Consider the following 16,924-nt stretch of genomic DNA (forward strand, 5'->3'; position numbering starts at 1 on the left):
CCTTCGGGCCTCATCGCACCCACACCTGTGCGCAGAGACGTCCGGGCTTCACATGGCGCACCGCAGCCGTGCCTCAGCTCCCCAACCCACAGGGGGGCGCCCCAGGATCAGGGCCAGTTCGGTCCACCCCCACCTGCGTGGGGATTTCAGCGAGATGAGCTGCACGAGCGCCATCTCCGTCGGTTCACCCCCACCTGCGTGGGGACTTCCCGAACCAGTGGCGGCCGTGGGAGATCGAGTACGGTTCACCCCCACCTGCGTGGGGACTTCCGTAGACGCACGACACGCACCGCGGCCCCGGGCGGTTCACCCCCACCTGCGTGGGGACTTCCCTTGCTGACCTGCAGGTTCTTGGAGGCTTTGCTGATTTGTGATGTGGATGAGGCAAATGCGGCAAGGTCTTTGCCTGAATGTTTCTCGTTGGCTGTTCGGTGGTCGCGACGGGGCTTCGTCGTTTGGCTTCTCTCGTGTGTGGTGCTGGTGGGATGAATTTTGATGCCGATATTAGGCGGTCCTTGCTTCACGAGTCGTCTTGATGGGTGGGTGGTTTGTCGAAGGGCCGGGCGGTGGGGATGCACTGTGTGGATGCGACGCGGCGGGAATGCGTGAGGTGAGTCAGTTGATTGGCGTCGAGGGGCCGGCTTGGTCGGAGCTTGGGGAGATGCCGGGTGCAAGTCCGGTGTCCATCGGAGTGCTTCCCGTTGCCTGGCTTGTGTGAATTGGTTCCCTGGAACGTTCGACCCGGTGTGGCGGTCGGAGGTCGGGCCGGTGGTGGCACTCGATGTGCTGGGTGGTGTGTTCGCACCCTCAACGGCGCTGATTTCGATGGGGCCGATGATCCTGGTGCTGCCGGCGAGGTTGTCCAATTGGCCCCGGCTTCCCTTGGTTGGGAGGCGCTGGGGGTTGGACGCTCGACCTGGCCGGCTGGGTGTGTCCGGGCAACTCGATGAGTTCTATGTCGGTCTGCGTTGGCGCGGCTTGGAGGAAGAGGTCCGAGCAGTGAGCGGCGATCAGGGCGAGTCGCTCTTCCCGCCGCTGTGGTCTGCCGAGGTGCGGCAGGAGATGTCCGTGATCAGCCGTTGCGCTTCGCCTGTGCAGGAACCGCTCGGTGTTGCCTGGGGCACGTGTTGACAGTGCGGTAGATCCGGGCTGCTTTTTGGTGTCCAGTGAACTGCGGCTGCCTTGCCTGCTTGGTTTTGGCGGATCAGGCGGCTGCAGTGTCGGTGATGGCCGGGGGGTCTTCTGACTCGGCGCTCATGGTGACGATGCAGGTGCTTGGCCTGTTGGGCCTTCGGGTTTGTTCAGGCGGTGTGAAGGACTCGGAAGTGGTTGGGCTCGGTCGGGTTCCGGTCGACGACCTGGGTTGGTGGCCAGGCCCATTGCCACACGCTGATACCGGGAGTGCGGGAGAACCGGATTTGGCCGCGGGTGCCTTCGACTGCGACGCGCCGCCAGGACTCGGCGATGCGCGGCCGGTCGGTGCCGTGGGAGCGCAGCATGTCGGCGAGTACGGCGATCGTGTCGTAGCCCTCGAAGGCGACGAAGGACGGCGCCCTGCCCAGCTGTCGGCGGAGATCCGCCTCGACCCTCGCGCCGAGGGGGCTCAGGTGCTCGGGCAGGTAGCGCAGGAACGCGATCGATGCGCCGTTGTCGCCCAGTAGCGAGGCCCATTCGGCGAACTCCGGTTGCCCGGCCGGAGCGCCGATCATGACCTCGGCGAGGCGCGGGTCGCGGCGGACGGACTCGACGATCGACACTGCCGGTTCCGGGTGGCCGACCAGGAGCAGGAGGGCTGTCGCGCGATGGTCGGCGAGTTCGTCGCACACGTCCGTGGGGGTGAGCGCGCGCATGTCGAGTTCCATGACGGTGCCGCCGCGGGCGGTGAGGTGATCCCGCAGGATGGCCGTCCCGGATGCCCAGTAGACACTCGGTTGTGCCGCCAAGGCGATTCGGCTGTGGCCTGCCGCGAGGAGGAAGTCCGCGTAGACGCGCCAGCCGTGGGACTGCGCCGGGGCGAGCCGCGCGACCCATTCGGTCGGTTGTTCGGTGAGTGCGTCGAGGACCGCCGACGAGCAGAGGAACGGCAGTTCGAGGGCATCGGCCCTGGCGGCGGCGGCGCGGGCGACGACGCTGTGGTACTCCCCGGCCACGGCGGCCACGCCCAGGGCGGCCAATTCGTCCATGGCCGCCGCGGCTGTTTGCGGATCGGCGGCGGTGTCTCGGATCGCGAGTTCGAGGGGCCTTCCGTTGATGCCGCCGTCGTCGTTGACGTCGCGAACGGCCAGTTCGAGCCCGGTGAGCAAGTGCTGCCCGGCCTCGACCCAGCCTGGCGGGCTCAGCGGGACGAGAGCGCCGATCCGGATGGGTGATCCGCCGGTCGAGCGACCGCCGTTGGCTGCGTCGGCCGGTTCACGGGTGGGCTCAAGATCGTCGGTCGCGTTCATGGATACGGGAGTGTAGGGGGGAGCTGTGGAACGGGGTTCTGTCGGTCGTACGTTGCTTGCGTGCGGGCCCGTGTGGATCAGGTCGAACTGCGCGACGTGGTTGGAGGAGGGCTGTCCGCTGTAGGAGGATCAGCCGCTTCTTTTGGTGTCGGGGAGGGCGGGTGGGTTTTGCTCCGGCGCCGGGTCACGCCGGGCTCGGGAGGGCGGAGAGCAGGGCCGCGGCGGCGCTGTCGAACGGCGCGATGTCACCCGCCGCGCGACACAGGATGTGGGCGCCTTCGAGTGTGACGATCATGAGGGTGGCCAGATCGGCGGCCTGGGATGGACTCATTCCGGCGTGGGTGAGTCTTCCGGTGAGCTCGCCGATCCAGCCGGCGAATCCTTCGGCCGCGACAGTGCGCAGGCTGCCCTGGTCGGCAATGGCCGCGCCGCCGTCGATGGTGACCGCCGCGACTGCGCAGCCGCCGCCCTCGGCGGAGGCCTGCACCACGGGGCGGACGTTGCCGAGGAACGCCTCCACGACTTCGCGTGGCGTGGTGGCCGGCAGTTCGTGCAGGTGAGCGCGGACGTCCTCCGCGTTGCGGCGGGCGGCTTCAAGCGCGAGTTGCTGTTTGCCGCCCGGGAAATGGTGATAGATCGCTCCGCGTGCGGCCCCGCTCTCGGCCAGGACGTCGGTGAAGGACATCGCGGCCAAGCCGTGGCGCTGCAGCAGTGCGATCGCTGCGCCGATCATGCGGGACTTCGTGTCCGCGGCCATTGTGACCCCCTTGACTAGTACGCCCATCCTAGTTCATGCTCACCTTGCTAGTACGCACGTACTAGTCGTGTGAGTGGGACGGCCCTCAAAATCGGAGGTTCGTGATGGGCAGGACATTTCTCTACACCGAGATCCAGGCGGCAGTGCCGTTCGAGCAGTTCGACTGGCACTCGATCAACGCGGCGCTGAAGACCACGCCGGGCCTGATCCGCAAGACGTGGCTGTCCGGCATCGGTACGCACACCGTCGGTGGCTTCTACGAGTTCGACAGCGCCGAGAACGCCCTGGCCTTCGCTCAGGGCCCGTTCACCGAAGAAGCCCGCCGGGCCGGAGCCGCGGCGACGACACGACTGTTCGACGGCGACGTCGTCGAAGACGCCAGTGTCGACATGAACTCGCCGTACTACGCCTGACACGCAGGCAGGTTGCCGCCGAGTCGGCTTCGGGCACAGTTTGCTTCCGTTGCCGGGGCGGCGGCGCCACCGGAGAGGCATCTCGATGGACATCACGCGCCACCCCGAGAACAGCGTGAGCCGGATCGACCTCGGTACCCCCGACATGGAGACAACGGCGGCGTTCTATACCGCGCTGTTCGGTTGGCACGTCGCCCCACCGGACTCCGATGGTTACAGGCTCTGCACACTGCGCGGACGTCTCGTCGCCGCCCCGGGACCGGCCGAGGACGCCGGCGCGCCCTACTGGACCATCAACGTCACCGTGTCGGACATCCGAGCCGTCGCCACCCGCTTCGCGAACCTGGGCGCCCGAATCGTCGTGGCACCCACGCCGGTCGGGACGCTCGGCTACGCCGCCGTCACGCTCGATCCCGTCGGCGCACCACTGTCACTGTGGCAGCCCGGTACTCATGACGGCATGCAAATGGCCCGCGAGCCGGGCACTTTCGCGGGCATCAGCCTTCTCACCGACCACACCGCGCGCGCCGCAGCCTTCTACGGGCCGGCCCTGCACTGGAATTTCGACCCTGAGCACACCGGGTCCGCTTGCCGGACGACTCCAATCGCCACCACCGGACCGCCGCCGCAGGGGAAGGCAACGGCGCGGCGATCAATGTGGCTGGTCCGTTTCGCCGGCGACAGCCCCGATGACGGCGCGGAGCAGGCCCGACGGCTTGGTGCGACCGTGGTTCGCCGGGAGTCCGACGGCGATGTGGTCTTGCGCGATCCCACCGGCGCTTTGTTCGGCCTTGGACGTCCCACCAAATCATGAGCTTGGTGTGACTATCGGCTTGTTCGGTCGTTGTGTGTGGTGTGCGCAGGGGTGCGTCGCGTCCGTGGGTGCGCGTCGGTCGGCCTCGCCATCGGCCCGACTCCCTGTACGGCGATCGGGGTTACGACCAGGACAAATACCGTCGCCTCGTGTGGGCGCGGGGTAGCAAAACCGTGATCGCCCGACAGGGACAACCCCACGGATCCGGCCCCGGAAGCGTGCGTTGGGTCGTGGAGCGCGCCATTTCGCGGCTGCACGGCTTCCGTCGCCTTCGCATCCGCCGGGAACGACGCGACGACATCCGCGAAGTCGTTCTCGGCATCGCCGTCTGCGTCATCGAGCACCGCCACATGAAACGCCTTTGTCAGGGCCTCCAAGGACGCCATGGAAATCACGGTCCCGGTCAACTCCCGTACCGGGGTGACCCGGAGGGGGCGACGAGGGCTTTCGAGCCGGCTACTTGCCGCCGTCGCGAATCAGGAGCAGTCCCAGGCCCCGGGTGCGGGCGCCGCGTATCCACTCGGGGAGGTTGTCGGCGAGCAGCCACTCCACGTCGTCGGCGTCGTCCTCGTCCGGGAGGAGGTCGTTGTCGGTGTGGATCCTGTCGGTGTCGAAGGCCGCGAGTTCGAGGTGGATCCGCTCCGACTCGGTCTTCGACGCGAACATGGGGAACGGCCATGGGTCCGGGTCCGGGGCCGCGCCGGATCCCCACGAGAACGTCCAAGGACTCGCCCACACATCGGCGAGGGTGGTCAAGTCCCAGCTGCGGAAGACGCCTTCGAGGCGATCCCAGTCACGTCCCGGCAGGACCACCGATCCCAGCGGTGCGCCGAAGGTCGGGCCGAGGAGTTCCAGAAGCCACCCATAACCGCCCGCACGCCCCGGATCGAGACGGCCCTCGACGATCTCGCGCAGCGCCGTTTCGACTTCGTCGGAGTCGGTGGCACGAAGCAGCCGGTTCCCGGCGTTCAGATCCTCGAACGTTTCCAGGGTCTTCCGCACCGCGACCTCGTCGTTCGAGCCGACCAAGCCAGAGACCACGGCGGCCTCGATTGCGAAAGCGGACACATACTGTTCGGCCACGCCGCCATTGTGCCAACGCCGACCGTCACAGCGCCCGTCGGGGCATGGTGCACTCGCGCGGCGACGCGGGTGGGCGTGCGATGCGAACGTGCCGCGTTCGTCCGTAGGCTTCGGCGGTGTTCAGGTGCCTGCCTTGGCCGTCTCCGGCGTGGGCGCTTGGCCGGGGCGCTGACGGACACCCGAACACGGCGGGATCGTAGAGGGGTTGGTCCCCGGTACCGACGTGAAGGATCAGTCCACGAGCGGTGTCGACCCGAACCCGGCGGCCGGCCCGGCACCGCCTTCGACGCCGGGCCGCGCAGCAACGGCTCGATCAGGGACCATAGTTCGCCCGAGACCACCCACGGACGCGACTCACCTCTGCGTACACCACGCACGACGACCGAACAAGCCGAGAGGCACGCCGCGGAAACCGGACCGCTGCACGCGTTGGCGCTTTTGCCGACGGATGTGGTCGATGAGTGTGCGGCCGACAGTGCTCGGGTGAACTCCCCAGTCACCCGAGCACCGTCGGCGCCGGCGGGGGTCGCGGGGCCGTCGCCCGCTGACCCGGCCGATTGCGGGGCCGGTGGTGTGGTTGCCGCTGCTACCGCCACCGTCAGGGTTGTGGCCACCGCCCCCAGGCTTGCCTGGTCGCCTCCCGGCGGACGGATCCGGCCGGGTCGGGCCGGACCGGGTCGAGTCCGACCGCACCGGGCCGGATCGGATCAGGCCGGATGGTCCTGGCTTCATCCGTCCGAGCCCGCCGAACGAGCCAACCCCCTCAGCCCGGCCCGCTCCCCGGCGGCACCGTCGACGTGAGGCTCAAGGCCACCTCCAACAACGCCTCGACGATCTTCGACCTGGCCCTTGCCATTGCCGGAAGAGACGCCGATGTCGGCTTCGCGGGATTCGCCCGGCCCGTCGACCACGCAGCCCATGCCCGCGACGCGGAGCGGGACGGGGAAGCCCGGCGCGGACCGCACCGACATCACCACCCTGCGCAGCGCAGGCGAACACCACCGCACCGACACGATCCGCCGGCCCCTGACCGGCCTGACCGCGCGAACCACCACACGCTCAACCCGAATTGGTCCGCCCGGGCACGGCGTCCGGAAGGCCCAAACTCTTCCCCATCCCCGACCAGTACACGCCGCGTCAACCCCTCGGTGTCCCCGCCGCGACTGCCCGCCTGTGCTCGGGCTCCCGCGTATCCACCACCTTGCCCTTCCCCCTGTACACCTGGCTCTCACCACACCCCTGACCCGAATCCCCCCGGGCGGCTCCGAATTCGCGATCCGGCTGAACGCGCCCCGGAACGGGCCGGCCGCATCCCGCCCCGGACGCCAGGTCACCTACGCGATCACCGGCCACAGCCAGAGCCAAGCAACCGGTCTGGTAGTGGCCCACGCAACCACATCAGGCCGCCCGGCATGCGACACCTCGACGAAATCCCGAACTCCACCACCTACCGGAAACCCTGACCCCGACGCTCCCCCTCCACCACAGCCCCGCCCTCAAGCCAGCCGAGCGAACACGCCATCAGCTGGTTGCGGACGCCGAACACAGCGACGGGCCAAGAGACACGAGCAGAGGCGAAGGCGGATCGGCAAGCGTAGGTGGGGTGCCTGTGGGCGGAAGAGCAAGCAGGAGTAAGCCGTGCCGACCACCAGGAGCACAACCGGTCGGGACGGGTCGCGGTTGCAACAGAGCCACCGGAACCGAGGAAGTCCTGACACCCTCAACGCGACCCGAGCCCGTTCATGTCCGTGACACGCAACCGCACAAAGCCTCGACGAATGTCGAGAGTCCGATGGCTGCGTTGTACGGTCTGAGTGGGATCTTCAACCTAGCTCGCCTTGAGTTCCTGTTAGCAGCACCTACACACGATCGCCCTCGGTAACAGTGGGTGACGACAAGGCAACCCCAGTTGATCCAGTGGACAAGGATTGAGGAAGGAACCTTGCCGCAATCAGCCCATTTCTATCAAGAAACGATAACGGCCACAGAAACATGCAGGTCAGCAAGGGAAGTCTCCGCGCAGGCGGAGGTGAACCGCCGCACGCGAAGCAGCCACCGCCGCGGTCAAGGAAGTCTCCGCGCAGGCGGAGGTGAACCGTGCCGTGTCGGCCCGGTCGCAGTCGTAACCCATGAAGTCTCCGCGCAGGCGGAGGTGAACCGGACTCGACGCCATCGACGACACCATCGCCGCCGAAGTCTCCGCGCAGGCGGAGGTGAACCGGCGGCCCGGCCGGCCGGTGCGCTGCACGTGTCGAAGTCTCCGCGCAGGCGGAGGTGAACCGGACGTTCGAGGGAAGGTTCTTCGGCCAACCAACCACGTACCGTGATCGCCGCTTCGGCGTGACCTACCAGTTCGGGCGGCGCGGCGGACGCTGGACGATCCGCAGGCTCTCGGCGGGCGCGTACCAGCGCCTCATCTCGGGGTCGTGGGGCTGGACGTACACCCGGTCGCCCGGGCCGAAATCAACCACTGCCCCCGGCGGAAACGGGTCGCCCTGAGCGTACTCGACGTGGTCGCCCGTCCGGGGCGGACCCTCGTAGGCCATCGCGGTCTCCCTCGTGAGTGAGTGGTGGATACGGGGCTGCGGCGTCACGGATCGCACACGGCCCTGCGGGTGCCCGTCCGGCCGCCGACGGGGTGGCGACGACCGGGCGTGAGTCGGGGCCCGGCCGTCAATAGCGCGACGACTGGGCGGGCTACAGGTGATGCCCGCCATGCGCGGCACCTACCCCGACCGGGTCGGCCGCGAGCTGTTCCGTGCCGCCGGCTGCCTGGTCGGGGTCGCGGGCATCTGCTCCTACGACTCCGACCAACAGGGCTTCGCCCAAAGGTATTTCCACCAAGCGTTGCGTATGGCGAAGGTGTCCCGCGACCACGCGTTCGGCGGCTACGTCATCGCCCTGCCGGTCAACCAGGCCGGCTACCTGCGCGACTACCGGCAGGCCACCGCGTTCGCCGAAGCCGGGCTCCGGACAGCCGGCCCCCACATCTCTCCGGGACTCGCCGCCGATCTGTTCGCCACGCAGGCCAAGGCGTTCGCCCGCATGCGGCACCCCACGGCCGCCCGTGACAGCCTCGGCCGCGCCGAGCAGGCATACGGGAGAATCCGGCGGGCGGAAGAGCCGCCCGAAACCGGCTACGTCCAGCCCGGCCTGGTCGAGGCGCAAGGAGCGGAAGCGCTCCTCAGCCTCGGCGATCACCGGCCCGCGCTGCGGTACGCCGAGGAAGCCGTCGACGCGCAGACCCACGCCCGGGGCCGCGTGCACCGACTCGCCACCCTCACCTCAGTGGCCGTGGCCTGCCGCGATCTCGACCGGGCCTCGGTATCGGCAGCGGCCACCCCGGACGCCGCACAGGGCAAGGAGTCCCGGCGCCTCACCGATCCCTCCACGGCATGCACCGCAAGCCGGCGCCCCACACGGGCATGCCGGCCGTGCGCGAGGTGGCTGAGCAGGTCGAGACTGTCCTGACGATGCCCTACTGACGGGCAGCACCCTGCCCGTGAGGAGACGTGCATGAAGTGGATCAAGCACAGCGAGACCGACGTCTACGGCAACCAGTGGTTCACCATCCGCCTCGCCGACGTCGAACTCCCCGACGGACGACACCTCGACCACTACCTCATCCGGCAGCGGCCCGTCGCCCTCGCGACCATCGTCGACGACCAGGACCGCGTACTCCTGCTGTGGCGGCACCGCTTCATCACCGACACCTGGGGCTGGGAACTCGCCGCCGGAGTGGTCGAGGACCAGGCGGGAGAGACGGTCGAGGACGCCGCCGCGCGAGAGATGCCGGAGGAAACCGGCCGGCGGCCGGGCCCGCTCCGACGCCTGCTCAGCGTCGAGCCCTCGAACGGCCTCTCGGATGCCGTCCACCACGTCTACTGGTCGGACAGCGGCGAGCACGTCGGCGATCCCGAGGATGCGTTCGAGTCGGACCGGGTCGCGTGGGTGCCGCTGAAGGAAGTGCCGGACCTGATCGCGCGCGGAGAGATCCGTTCCGCCAACGCCGTGGCCGCGCTGCTCATGCTGCACCGGCTTCGCGGCCTCTGACCCACACCACCCGGACGCCGGCCGCGCCCACCGCCCCACTGTCGGACCCGGCGGGTAGCGCCGCACGGATGCACGACACGCACGACAGCACACCCAGCCTCGCCGACCTCGAAGCCGCGCGCGAAGCCGCGACGGCATCGGTCAAGGCGTACCGCGACCGCGCTTCCGAACGGCGAGAAGTCTCCGCGCAGGCGGAGGTGAGCCGGCGAGGGGTTCGCGAGTGCGGTGCTGGAGTCTTTGGGTGGGTGGGGGTGCATTGCTGATGGTGTCGAACGGGTGCCTCGGTGTGGCCGAAGTCTCCATGTGAGTTGGGGTGGACCGGATGTTGGCGGGGTTTTGGAGGGGATTACGGCTGGGCCTTCGCGTTGGCAGCGGTGGATTGATCGGCGGGATTGGGGTGTTGCTGACGTTCGCGGTCTTCGCGTCGTTGGGGGGCGTTGGCTGGGTGGTGCCGGGGTTGGCCGGCAGGGTTGGGGTTATGGGTGAGGATTTTGGTGGGTTGGCTGATGTTGAGCTTGCTGCCTATGTGGATGCCGAGCGGCTTGGTTGTGGGCCCTCGGTTCGGGAATTGGGTGTGGTTGAGGTTCGGCGGCGGCAGGCGGTGCGGGTTGCCGGGCGGGTGGCTGGGCCTGGGCTTGCCGAGGTTCGGGATGTTGAGGTTGGCCGCCGGAGTGTGAGTGGGGCGGCGCTGGGTGGGTTGACCGGCGTTGATGCGTCGTTGGTTGCTTCCGTGGGGGTGGCTTCTGTTCGGGGTCGGCTTTATCGGCCGACTCTTGATGCGGTTCCGCTGGTGGTTTATTTGCATGGCGGGATGTGGAGCATCGGTGGTCTGGAGTCGCATGATCGGCTGTGTCGGCGGCTTGCTGTCGCCGCGCGGGTTGCCGTGTTGGCTGTTGACTATCGGTTGGCGCCCGAACATCCCTGGCCTGCCGGGATCGATGATGCCGTTGCGGCATTTCGGTGGGCTGCGGAGCATGCGGGCCAGTTGTGCGGTGCGGTCGGGGTACCGGCGGTTGCGGGGGACAGTTCCGGTGGGCACTTGGCTGCGCTTGTGTGTTTGCGGATGCGTGATGCGGGTGGGCCGATGCCGGCTGCGCAGTTTCTTGCGTTTCCCAATACCGATCTGACGTTGTCTCGGCCGAGTACGCGGGACAAGGCGACCGGTTGGGGGCTGACGACGGATGCCGTGGCGTGGGGAGTCGAGAACCTTGTGCCCGATCCTGTTCGGCGTGCCGATCCGGGGGTCAGTCCGCTTTTCGCCCCCGATCCGGCCGGGTTGCCGCCGGCGGTGGTGGTCACCGCCGAGCATGATCCGCTGCGGGATGAGGGGGATGAGTACGCGGATCGCCTGCGTGGCGCTGGGGTTCGGGTTCGGCATCGGCGTGAACTCGGGATGGTTCATGGGTTTTTGACCATGGAGCTTGTTTCGCCGGCGGCGGATGCGGCCGGTGGTCGGTATTTCGCGGACGTGGCTGACTTTTTGTCGGGCTGAGGAGGGTGGCGGGGACTGCGGGGACTGCGGGGACCGCGGGGACCGCGGGCACCGCGGGGGCGATTGGTTGGTCTTGGTCGTTTGGGGTTGTGGTTGCTCCGCACCACCGATTGGGCTGATGTGGGGAGTTGCGCCGGCGTGGGTGTCCGGGTTTCGGCCGGGTGCTCCGGTGGGGTATGGCTGGTTTGTTCGGGCTTGCGGAGTGTCGTTCGTCCCGAATGGGGGTTGCTCCGTGGGGGTCTGGCATGCTGGGCGGTGTCCGAGTACCCGTTATGGGGAAGCCAACGGAGGTCCCAGATGAGCCCTGCCCGCCGGTCGGCGGCGCCGCCGTCGAAAGCCAGAGTCGTGGTCGTCATCAACCGCAAGGGTGGTGTCGGCAAGAGCACGATCGCGGTGAATCTGGCCGCTGTTCAGGGTCAGAACTTCACCCCCACCGGGCCGATCGATCCGGATGCCGACGCGCCCGTGGTCGCCTGCGGGATCGACCCCCAGGGGTCGATGGAGGACTGGGCGGACCGGGTTCCCGAGGAACTGCTGCCGTTCGACTACATGTCCACCAAGGGCAAGCCCGGCATGCTGGCCGAGTTGAAGGCCGACCCGAGCGTTGCCCGGATCGTGGTCGACAGCCCCGGCTTCATGGACACCGACCCCGAGGCCGAACTCGCCACCGACCCGCTGGGCCACGGCGCGGCGGCGGACGCGCTGCGCGACATGCTCGAAGTGGCGGACCTGGCGGTGGTACCGATCACGCCGGAGTTCATGAGCTGGTCGCCCAGCGAGTACACGATCGAGCGGGTGCTCAAGCCGCGCGGGATCCCGTACATCGCGGTGGTCAACCTGTGGGACCCGCGCGACGGCGAGACCGACCGGGCGCGGGTCGAGGCGTGGATAGACGAACGCGGATATCCGCGGGCGCGGGAACCGATTCGTAAGTACAAGATCCACGCTCACGCGGCGGAGGGCGGGCTCGTGGTCACCCAATACAAGGAGAGCGGTACCGCGTTGCGTGCCCGAGAGGACTTCTACAAGCTGGCCCTCGCGATCGAGCAGGCGCTCTGATGGGCCGGCAGCGTACCCCCCGGACGGCCGCCGAGCCGCGTCGACTGCGCACCGCCGCCGACATGGCCAAGGAACTGCCCACGCCGTTCCGGCCGTTGTCGGACAGCCCGGTGCTGATCGACGACGAGCAGCGGCAACTGGCCGCGTGCGAGGCGGCGATCGAGACGTTGCGCGTCGCGTTCTGGGCGGCGGGCAAGGCGCTCCAGATCGTTCGCGACGCGCGGTTGTACCGCACGCGTTACGAGAGCTTCGAGGAGTACTGCCTCGATCGTTGGGACATGCAGCGTAGGTATGCGGACCGGCTGATCCAGGCGTGGCCGATCGCCGAGGCGTTGAGTCCAATTGGACTCAAGGCGGTGAACGAGGCCCAGGTGCGCGAACTGGTCCCGCTGGCGGGGCGGTACGGGAACGAGGCCGCGGTGACGGTGTATCGCACGGTCGCGGAGGCCGAGTTCGTACCGCTGACCGCGTCGGTGCTGCGGGGTGCGGTCGCCGCCATCGGGGATGCCTTCTCGCCTGCCGCCGCGGTGGAGCAGGTGCGGCGCTACCTCGATTCGCTCGGCATCGAACCCGCGGAGCCCGAGGGCGAGCGGGTGGTCGACTACACGGCCAAGGCCGCGGACACCATTCCTCGCCGCTGGCTGAGCACGCTCGCCCGGCAGGATCGCGCGGCGGCGGTGGCGTACCTCGACGAATTGGAGCGGCAGGTTGCGCAGGCTCGACGGGAGCTTGCGGAGGCGGATGGGGGCGTCGGCGACGGGTCGCGGGGCGGGCGGGGCGCGGATGAGGATGCCTTGAGCGCGTAGGGCGGGCGGTTGGTGATTGGCGGTTGGCCGTTGACGGCTGACGGCTGACGCTCGGCTGTCGCGTGTTGGCGGGCAGTGGCTGTGGGCTGACTGGTGATGGCTACTGGGCGGCGGTGCTTTGGTGAGTCCAATTGGACTCGGTTGGCCGTCATTGGGCTCGCTTCGCTGTGGTTGGGCTCGCTGGGATTCGGATGGCTGCGGTTGGGCTGCTGTCAGGGCGGTTGTGGGCGGCCTGGGCGATACGTGCTTCCTGCATGGTCGGAGTTCCCGGGTGCGTTGCGGCGGTCGGGATGTCTGCGGCGTCTGATCGGATCGCCCCGGGAACGGGCTTGGTTCGGTAGCCGAATCGCTTGTTGCGTCGACCTTCGATCGAATCATCCGCCGGTGATTCGGGCCCTTTCCCGCGGTCGTATCACCCACGGACACGAGCACTTCCCGAATCGGACCCGTGCTTGGCGCGGGACGAAGGAGTTGTCGTACAGATGCTGGACCTCGCGCGCTGGGACTGGTCCCGGGACTGGCCCTACCTGGCCGGAGCCCTCGTCGTGCTCGCGTCGGCCGTCCTGATCGAACGGGCGCGCCGCCGGGCCGTCGCCGAGCGGGCCAGGGTCGCCGCGTTGCCCGAAGAGGCCCGGAAGGCGCTGGAGAGCGACCGGGCCGCCACCCGGGATCGGCGCGGCCGGCGGGTCGAGGACCTGCTGACGGCGGGCGTCGCGGCCGCTGCGGCGGGCCTGTCGGCGGCGCAGCTGGGCAAGTTCGGTCGGGACGTCATGGGCCTGACCGGGCCGTGGGCGTATCTGCCCTTCGTCGCGCTGGACTTCGCCGCGGTGGTCTGCGCGTTGCGGGCGCGGCGGCGGGCCTCGCGGGGCGCGGCGGCGGGGCTGTCCGGGGCGTTGGTGTGGGTTCTGGCGCTGTTGTCGGCGTCGATGTCGGCCAGCGAGGGGGCCGGCCTCGGCGAGATGTTCGCGTTGGGCATCTGGGCGCCGATCGCGGCGGTGTTGTGGGAGTTGGGCCTGGCCGAGGAGCGCCACGCCCGGACCGCGCGGGCCGACCGTCGGGTGGGCTGGATCCGCTGGTTGCACCCGATCGAGCGGGTCCTGGTCCTGGCGGAACTGGCGAGCGACGAACACCTCGGCGCGGCCGACGCGACCGAGCGCGTCCGGGAGCGGCGTGCGGCGCGAGCGCTGTACCGGCTGCGCCAGGCCACGGAGGCCAGGGACGCGCGTGCCGGGACGGGTGGGGCGTCGGCGCGGTCGGTACGCGGGATCGACCGCCGGTATCGCCGCGCCGAGGCATTTGCCCAACGCACCGCGTCCCGGGTGCGGTTGGCCGACGCCGAGGTGGAGGCCGCGGTGCTTCCCCAGCTTCGAGTCCTGGTCGACGTCGGCCGGTTGGCCACGATGACGTGGCCTGCGCCGGGGGCCGCCGACCCGCGAGTGGGTGAAGTCGCGCCGACGCCGAGGATGCCGCGGCCGCGTGTGGGCGACACGGGCGTGGGCGCGGTTGCGGTGCCGCCGAACGGTGACGGCCGACACGACGATCTCGGCCACGGATCGGCGGTGGTGTCCGCAGGCGGGCCCTTTCGTCACGAGGTAGGCGACGATCGGGGGCGGTTCGGGGCCGTGGCGGGGCCGGGCCGGCTGCGCTCGGAGGGCGGGATGTACGCCGCGTCGGCCACCGGGCACCCGGATGCCGGCGTATCGACGGGTGTGCCTGTGTCCGGTGTCGCGGGTGGCTCGGACGCGCGTGGCGTGGCGTCGCGAGGCGTTGCGTACGCACCTCGCGAAGTGCCTGCGGGCGGGGCGGCCGCCTCGGACGTCCATGGGCGGTCGGCGGGTCGGCCGGGGGAGGTGGATGGCCGGATACCGGTGTCCGGTGTCGCGGTGTCCGGTGGTGTGTCCGATGAGGTGTCCGCCGGTCGGGTGGCCGCCGCGGACACGGGCCGGCGGCCGACGGACGTCGCCGATGTCGTGGCGCCGAACGCCGGGGGCGGGGTCATCGGCCATGACGCGCCCGCCGACCGAGCGACGTCGTCGGACATCCGCCGGGAGCTGGCCGACGACGACTCGGCGGTGCGCGACGCCCCGAGGGCCGAGTGGCCGGTGGCGGGTGTCGCCGTGGCCGGTGGTGCGGTGTCGGGTGGTGTCGTGTCGGGTGGCGTCGTGTCCGGTGCGGCCGATACGCGTCGCGATGTGGTGACCGGATGGCCGACGGAGGCGGACGGCCGCCACGACGTGTCCGGTACGCCGCATGGCGCGTCGGACACTCACCGGCGGCCGGCCGGTGGCGTGGCCGGGTCGGCGTGGCCGGAGGAGACGGGCGGCGAGGGGCCGGTGTCCGGCGCGGTCGATGCCGGTGTCGTTGCCGTGGCGCCCGGCGGTGTCGGGGCGCGGCGCCACGTGGCGGCGGATTGGCCGGAGGATACGGAAGTTCGCCGAGGGGGCCCGGGCGCCGGCGGGCGGCCGGAGGTGCCGGTCGCGTGGCCGGACTCGACGGACGGTGGCCGGGACGGGGGTGTCGTGTCGTCGGACCCGGGGCCGCTCGGTGCCACCAAGGGAGCCGGGTCGCGGGGGACTTCGCGGGCCCCTGCCGAGGGCGACCTGCATCACCATACGTCGGCCGCCGTCGCGGCCGACGTCACGGATTTGCGTCACCGGGCTGCGGCCGGGGCACCGGGTGAGGCACATGCTTCCCACGACGGCGGCGCGGGCGCGGATCGGGGACGGGGCGTCGATGGCCCAGCCCCGCGTTCCGACGCGCGCAGCGGGTCGACTCGCGCCGACGCGGCCCGGGACGCCGAGGCCGCCACAGCGCGCGGCCGGGCCGCGACGCGGCCGACGGTGTCGGACGTACCCCCGGCCGACGCGCCGTCGCCGAACACGATCCCCGAACAACGAGCGACCGAGGGGACGGGGGCCAACCGCCGGAGCGCCGGAGCCGATACCGACGCCGAAGTGGCGCCCTCGAACACGGCGTCCCCCGCCGTCGAGGCGACGCCCGGCTACGACTTCCCGCGCCAGGGCCACGCCGTCGACGGCACCCCGCTCACCAGCGCCGCACGTCGCGACCCCCGGATCCTCGGACTGGTCGCCCTCCTCGCCGCCGAAGCCGACGTGACCGGCGCCGAGGTCGGCCGCCGCCTCGGCGTCAGCAGCCGAACCGGCCAACGCCTCCTCGGCCTGGCCCAGGACGAACTCGACGCCCGCCGCAACCACGCCGACGACCCCGAACTCAGCGACGCCGGCATCTGACACGCATCCAACGCCGAGGCGACGACGGCCCGTTGTCGGTCGTTCGCCGAGGCCCTACCTCAAGGCGCGGTGCGGTGCGGTGCTCGCTTGTGCGGTGATCGGCGCCGGCTGATGCGCAGCGGAGCGGAGTGGCTTGCCAGAGTCGCGCGTTGTGGGGCGAGGCTTGGATGGCGGTGAAGAGGGTCGCTTGCCAGGTGCGGTGATGCCCGAGTCGTCGGGGGTGGGCGGCGCGCCGAGGGCGTGCGTTTTGGGGCGGGGCTTGAGTCGTGGTGAAGCGGGTGGCTTGCTCGGGCGCGGTGTTGCGGTGGGGCGGGGCCTGAGCCATGGCGGCGCGGAGTCGCTTGCCGGGGTCGGGTGTTGTCGCGCGGGGGATGCCCGAGTCGCCAGGGTGGCGGTGTGGTGTGGGGCCTGAGTCGCCGGCCGGAGCGGAGTGGCTTGCTGGGGTTGGGCGTTGTTGTGGGGCAGGGGCAGGGCCTGGGTCGTTGCGGAGCAGGGTGGCTTGCCAGAGTCGCGCGTTGTCGTGGGATGGGCCCGAGGCGTATGGGGGGCGGGCGGCTTGCCGGAGTCGGCGCCGTGGTCGCGGGAGCCTGAGGGGTAGGTGGGGCGGCTCGGAGTGCCCGGAGTCGTGTTCGCGGCGTTGCTTCTTGTTGGGCGCTTCGCGCCGGCTCGCGAGGCACCACTTTTCTGCTCCCCCGCTTCGCTCCTCCGCAGAAAAGCGGCCCCTCGCTCGGGGCCGGGTGTCCCTCCGCTTC

At 70.0% G+C, this 16,924-nt stretch carries 13 protein-coding genes, 2 pseudogenes and 1 CRISPR repeat array; of the genes and pseudogenes, 10 read left to right on the forward strand and 5 right to left on the reverse strand.

Annotated features, from left to right (window positions below; all coding sequences use genetic code 11):
• Positions 1-714: 714 nt before the first annotated feature.
• On the forward strand, positions 715-1,131 hold the full coding sequence (locus ACFRCG_RS43565) for a DUF2625 family protein (RefSeq protein WP_380042185.1): 417 nt from the start codon (positions 715-717) through the stop codon (positions 1,129-1,131).
• 170 nt (positions 1,132-1,301) lie between these two features.
• Here the strand turns inward: ACFRCG_RS43565 and ACFRCG_RS43570 are convergent, their stop codons facing one another.
• Positions 1,302-2,444, reverse strand: a complete 1,143-nt coding sequence (locus tag ACFRCG_RS43570; protein ID WP_380042187.1) for an ABC transporter substrate-binding protein — start codon at positions 2,442-2,444, stop codon at positions 1,302-1,304.
• 184 nt (positions 2,445-2,628) lie between these two features.
• Positions 2,629-3,201 carry a TetR/AcrR family transcriptional regulator gene (locus tag ACFRCG_RS43575; protein WP_380042189.1) on the reverse strand — a complete coding sequence of 191 codons (573 nt, stop codon included), beginning with the start codon at positions 3,199-3,201 and terminating at the stop codon, positions 2,629-2,631.
• Positions 3,202-3,305: 104 nt separating this feature from the next.
• Here ACFRCG_RS43575 and ACFRCG_RS43580 point away from each other — a divergent pair, with 104 nt between their 5' ends.
• The 3 genes and pseudogenes from ACFRCG_RS43580 to ACFRCG_RS43590 form a co-directional block, all read left to right on the forward strand.
• Positions 3,306-3,614 carry a hypothetical protein gene (locus tag ACFRCG_RS43580; RefSeq protein ID WP_380042191.1) on the forward strand — a complete coding sequence of 103 codons (309 nt, stop codon included), beginning with the start codon at positions 3,306-3,308 and terminating at the stop codon, positions 3,612-3,614.
• An 85-nt stretch (positions 3,615-3,699) separates the two neighbouring features.
• On the forward strand, positions 3,700-4,428 hold the full coding sequence (locus ACFRCG_RS43585; protein WP_380042192.1) for a VOC family protein: 729 nt from the start codon (positions 3,700-3,702) through the stop codon (positions 4,426-4,428).
• 77 nt (positions 4,429-4,505) lie between these two features.
• Positions 4,506-4,728 (forward strand): annotated as a pseudogene (locus tag ACFRCG_RS43590) (IS5/IS1182 family transposase); the annotation flags it as partial.
• Positions 4,729-4,884: 156 nt separating this feature from the next.
• Here the strand turns inward: ACFRCG_RS43590 and ACFRCG_RS43595 are convergent.
• The 3 genes and pseudogenes from ACFRCG_RS43595 to ACFRCG_RS43605 all read right to left on the reverse strand — a co-directional run bounded on the left by ACFRCG_RS43595 (position 4,885) and on the right by ACFRCG_RS43605 (position 8,057).
• Positions 4,885-5,511, reverse strand: a complete 627-nt coding sequence (locus ACFRCG_RS43595; RefSeq protein ID WP_380042194.1) for a hypothetical protein — start codon at positions 5,509-5,511, stop codon at positions 4,885-4,887.
• 728 nt (positions 5,512-6,239) lie between these two features.
• Positions 6,240-6,461: pseudogene (locus tag ACFRCG_RS43600) on the reverse strand (flavodoxin-dependent (E)-4-hydroxy-3-methylbut-2-enyl-diphosphate synthase); the annotation flags it as partial.
• A gap of 1,058 nt (positions 6,462-7,519) precedes the next feature.
• Positions 7,520-7,793: direct repeats of the CRISPR family, unit length 29 nt; unit sequence GAAGTCTCCGCGCAGGCGGAGGTGAACCG.
• Between the two features lie 63 nt (positions 7,794-7,856).
• Complete coding sequence (locus tag ACFRCG_RS43605) at positions 7,857-8,057, reverse strand: hypothetical protein (RefSeq protein ID WP_380042196.1); 201 nt, start codon at positions 8,055-8,057, stop codon at positions 7,857-7,859.
• A 169-nt stretch (positions 8,058-8,226) separates the two neighbouring features.
• Here ACFRCG_RS43605 and ACFRCG_RS43610 point away from each other — a divergent pair, with 169 nt between their 5' ends.
• The 6 genes from ACFRCG_RS43610 (at position 8,227) to ACFRCG_RS43635 (ending at position 16,172) form a co-directional block, all read left to right on the forward strand.
• On the forward strand, positions 8,227-8,982 hold the full coding sequence (locus tag ACFRCG_RS43610) for a hypothetical protein (protein ID WP_380042198.1): 756 nt from the start codon (positions 8,227-8,229) through the stop codon (positions 8,980-8,982).
• Positions 8,983-9,027: 45 nt separating this feature from the next.
• Positions 9,028-9,564, forward strand: a complete 537-nt coding sequence (locus ACFRCG_RS43615) for an NUDIX hydrolase (RefSeq protein WP_380042200.1) — start codon at positions 9,028-9,030, stop codon at positions 9,562-9,564.
• 811 nt (positions 9,565-10,375) lie between these two features.
• Positions 10,376-11,056 carry an alpha/beta hydrolase gene (locus ACFRCG_RS43620; RefSeq protein WP_380042206.1) on the forward strand — a complete coding sequence of 227 codons (681 nt, stop codon included), beginning with the start codon at positions 10,376-10,378 and terminating at the stop codon, positions 11,054-11,056.
• 297 nt (positions 11,057-11,353) lie between these two features.
• Entirely contained in the window at positions 11,354-12,115 is a 762-nt protein-coding gene (locus tag ACFRCG_RS43625; protein ID WP_380003994.1) for a ParA family protein, read from the forward strand.
• Positions 12,115-12,921, forward strand: coding sequence for a hypothetical protein (locus ACFRCG_RS43630; RefSeq protein ID WP_380042202.1), 807 nt, complete (start codon positions 12,115-12,117; stop codon positions 12,919-12,921). The genes ACFRCG_RS43625 and ACFRCG_RS43630 overlap by 1 nt, the downstream gene beginning before the upstream one ends.
• A gap of 482 nt (positions 12,922-13,403) precedes the next feature.
• Positions 13,404-16,172 (forward strand): hypothetical protein, encoded by a 2,769-nt coding sequence (locus ACFRCG_RS43635; RefSeq protein WP_380042204.1) that lies wholly within the window; start codon positions 13,404-13,406, stop codon positions 16,170-16,172.
• Positions 16,173-16,924 lie beyond the last annotated feature (752 nt).

Origin of the sequence: Embleya sp. NPDC056575 (assembly GCF_042793325.1) — a bacterium.
Classification (GTDB): Bacteria; Actinomycetota; Actinomycetes; order Streptomycetales; family Streptomycetaceae; genus Embleya.

What these genes read in the sequence shown, in the direction of transcription:
- ACFRCG_RS43570 (WP_380042187.1), bottom strand. Translation starts at nt 2,444, where the DNA reads ATGAACGCGACCGACGATCTTGAGCCCACCCGTGAACCGGCCGACGCA.
- ACFRCG_RS43575 (WP_380042189.1), bottom strand. Translation starts at nt 3,201, where the DNA reads ATGGCCGCGGACACGAAGTCCCGCATGATCGGCGCAGCGATCGCACTG.
- ACFRCG_RS43580 (WP_380042191.1), top strand. Translation starts at nt 3,306, where the DNA reads ATGGGCAGGACATTTCTCTACACCGAGATCCAGGCGGCAGTGCCGTTC.
- ACFRCG_RS43585 (WP_380042192.1), top strand. Translation starts at nt 3,700, where the DNA reads ATGGACATCACGCGCCACCCCGAGAACAGCGTGAGCCGGATCGACCTC.
- ACFRCG_RS43605 (WP_380042196.1), bottom strand. Translation starts at nt 8,057, where the DNA reads ATGGCCTACGAGGGTCCGCCCCGGACGGGCGACCACGTCGAGTACGCT.
- ACFRCG_RS43610 (WP_380042198.1), top strand. Translation starts at nt 8,227, where the DNA reads ATGCGCGGCACCTACCCCGACCGGGTCGGCCGCGAGCTGTTCCGTGCC.
- ACFRCG_RS43615 (WP_380042200.1), top strand. Translation starts at nt 9,028, where the DNA reads ATGAAGTGGATCAAGCACAGCGAGACCGACGTCTACGGCAACCAGTGG.
- ACFRCG_RS43620 (WP_380042206.1), top strand. Translation starts at nt 10,376, where the DNA reads ATGTGGAGCATCGGTGGTCTGGAGTCGCATGATCGGCTGTGTCGGCGG.
- ACFRCG_RS43625 (WP_380003994.1), top strand. Translation starts at nt 11,354, where the DNA reads ATGAGCCCTGCCCGCCGGTCGGCGGCGCCGCCGTCGAAAGCCAGAGTC.
- ACFRCG_RS43630 (WP_380042202.1), top strand. Translation starts at nt 12,115, where the DNA reads ATGGGCCGGCAGCGTACCCCCCGGACGGCCGCCGAGCCGCGTCGACTG.
- ACFRCG_RS43635 (WP_380042204.1), top strand. Translation starts at nt 13,404, where the DNA reads ATGCTGGACCTCGCGCGCTGGGACTGGTCCCGGGACTGGCCCTACCTG.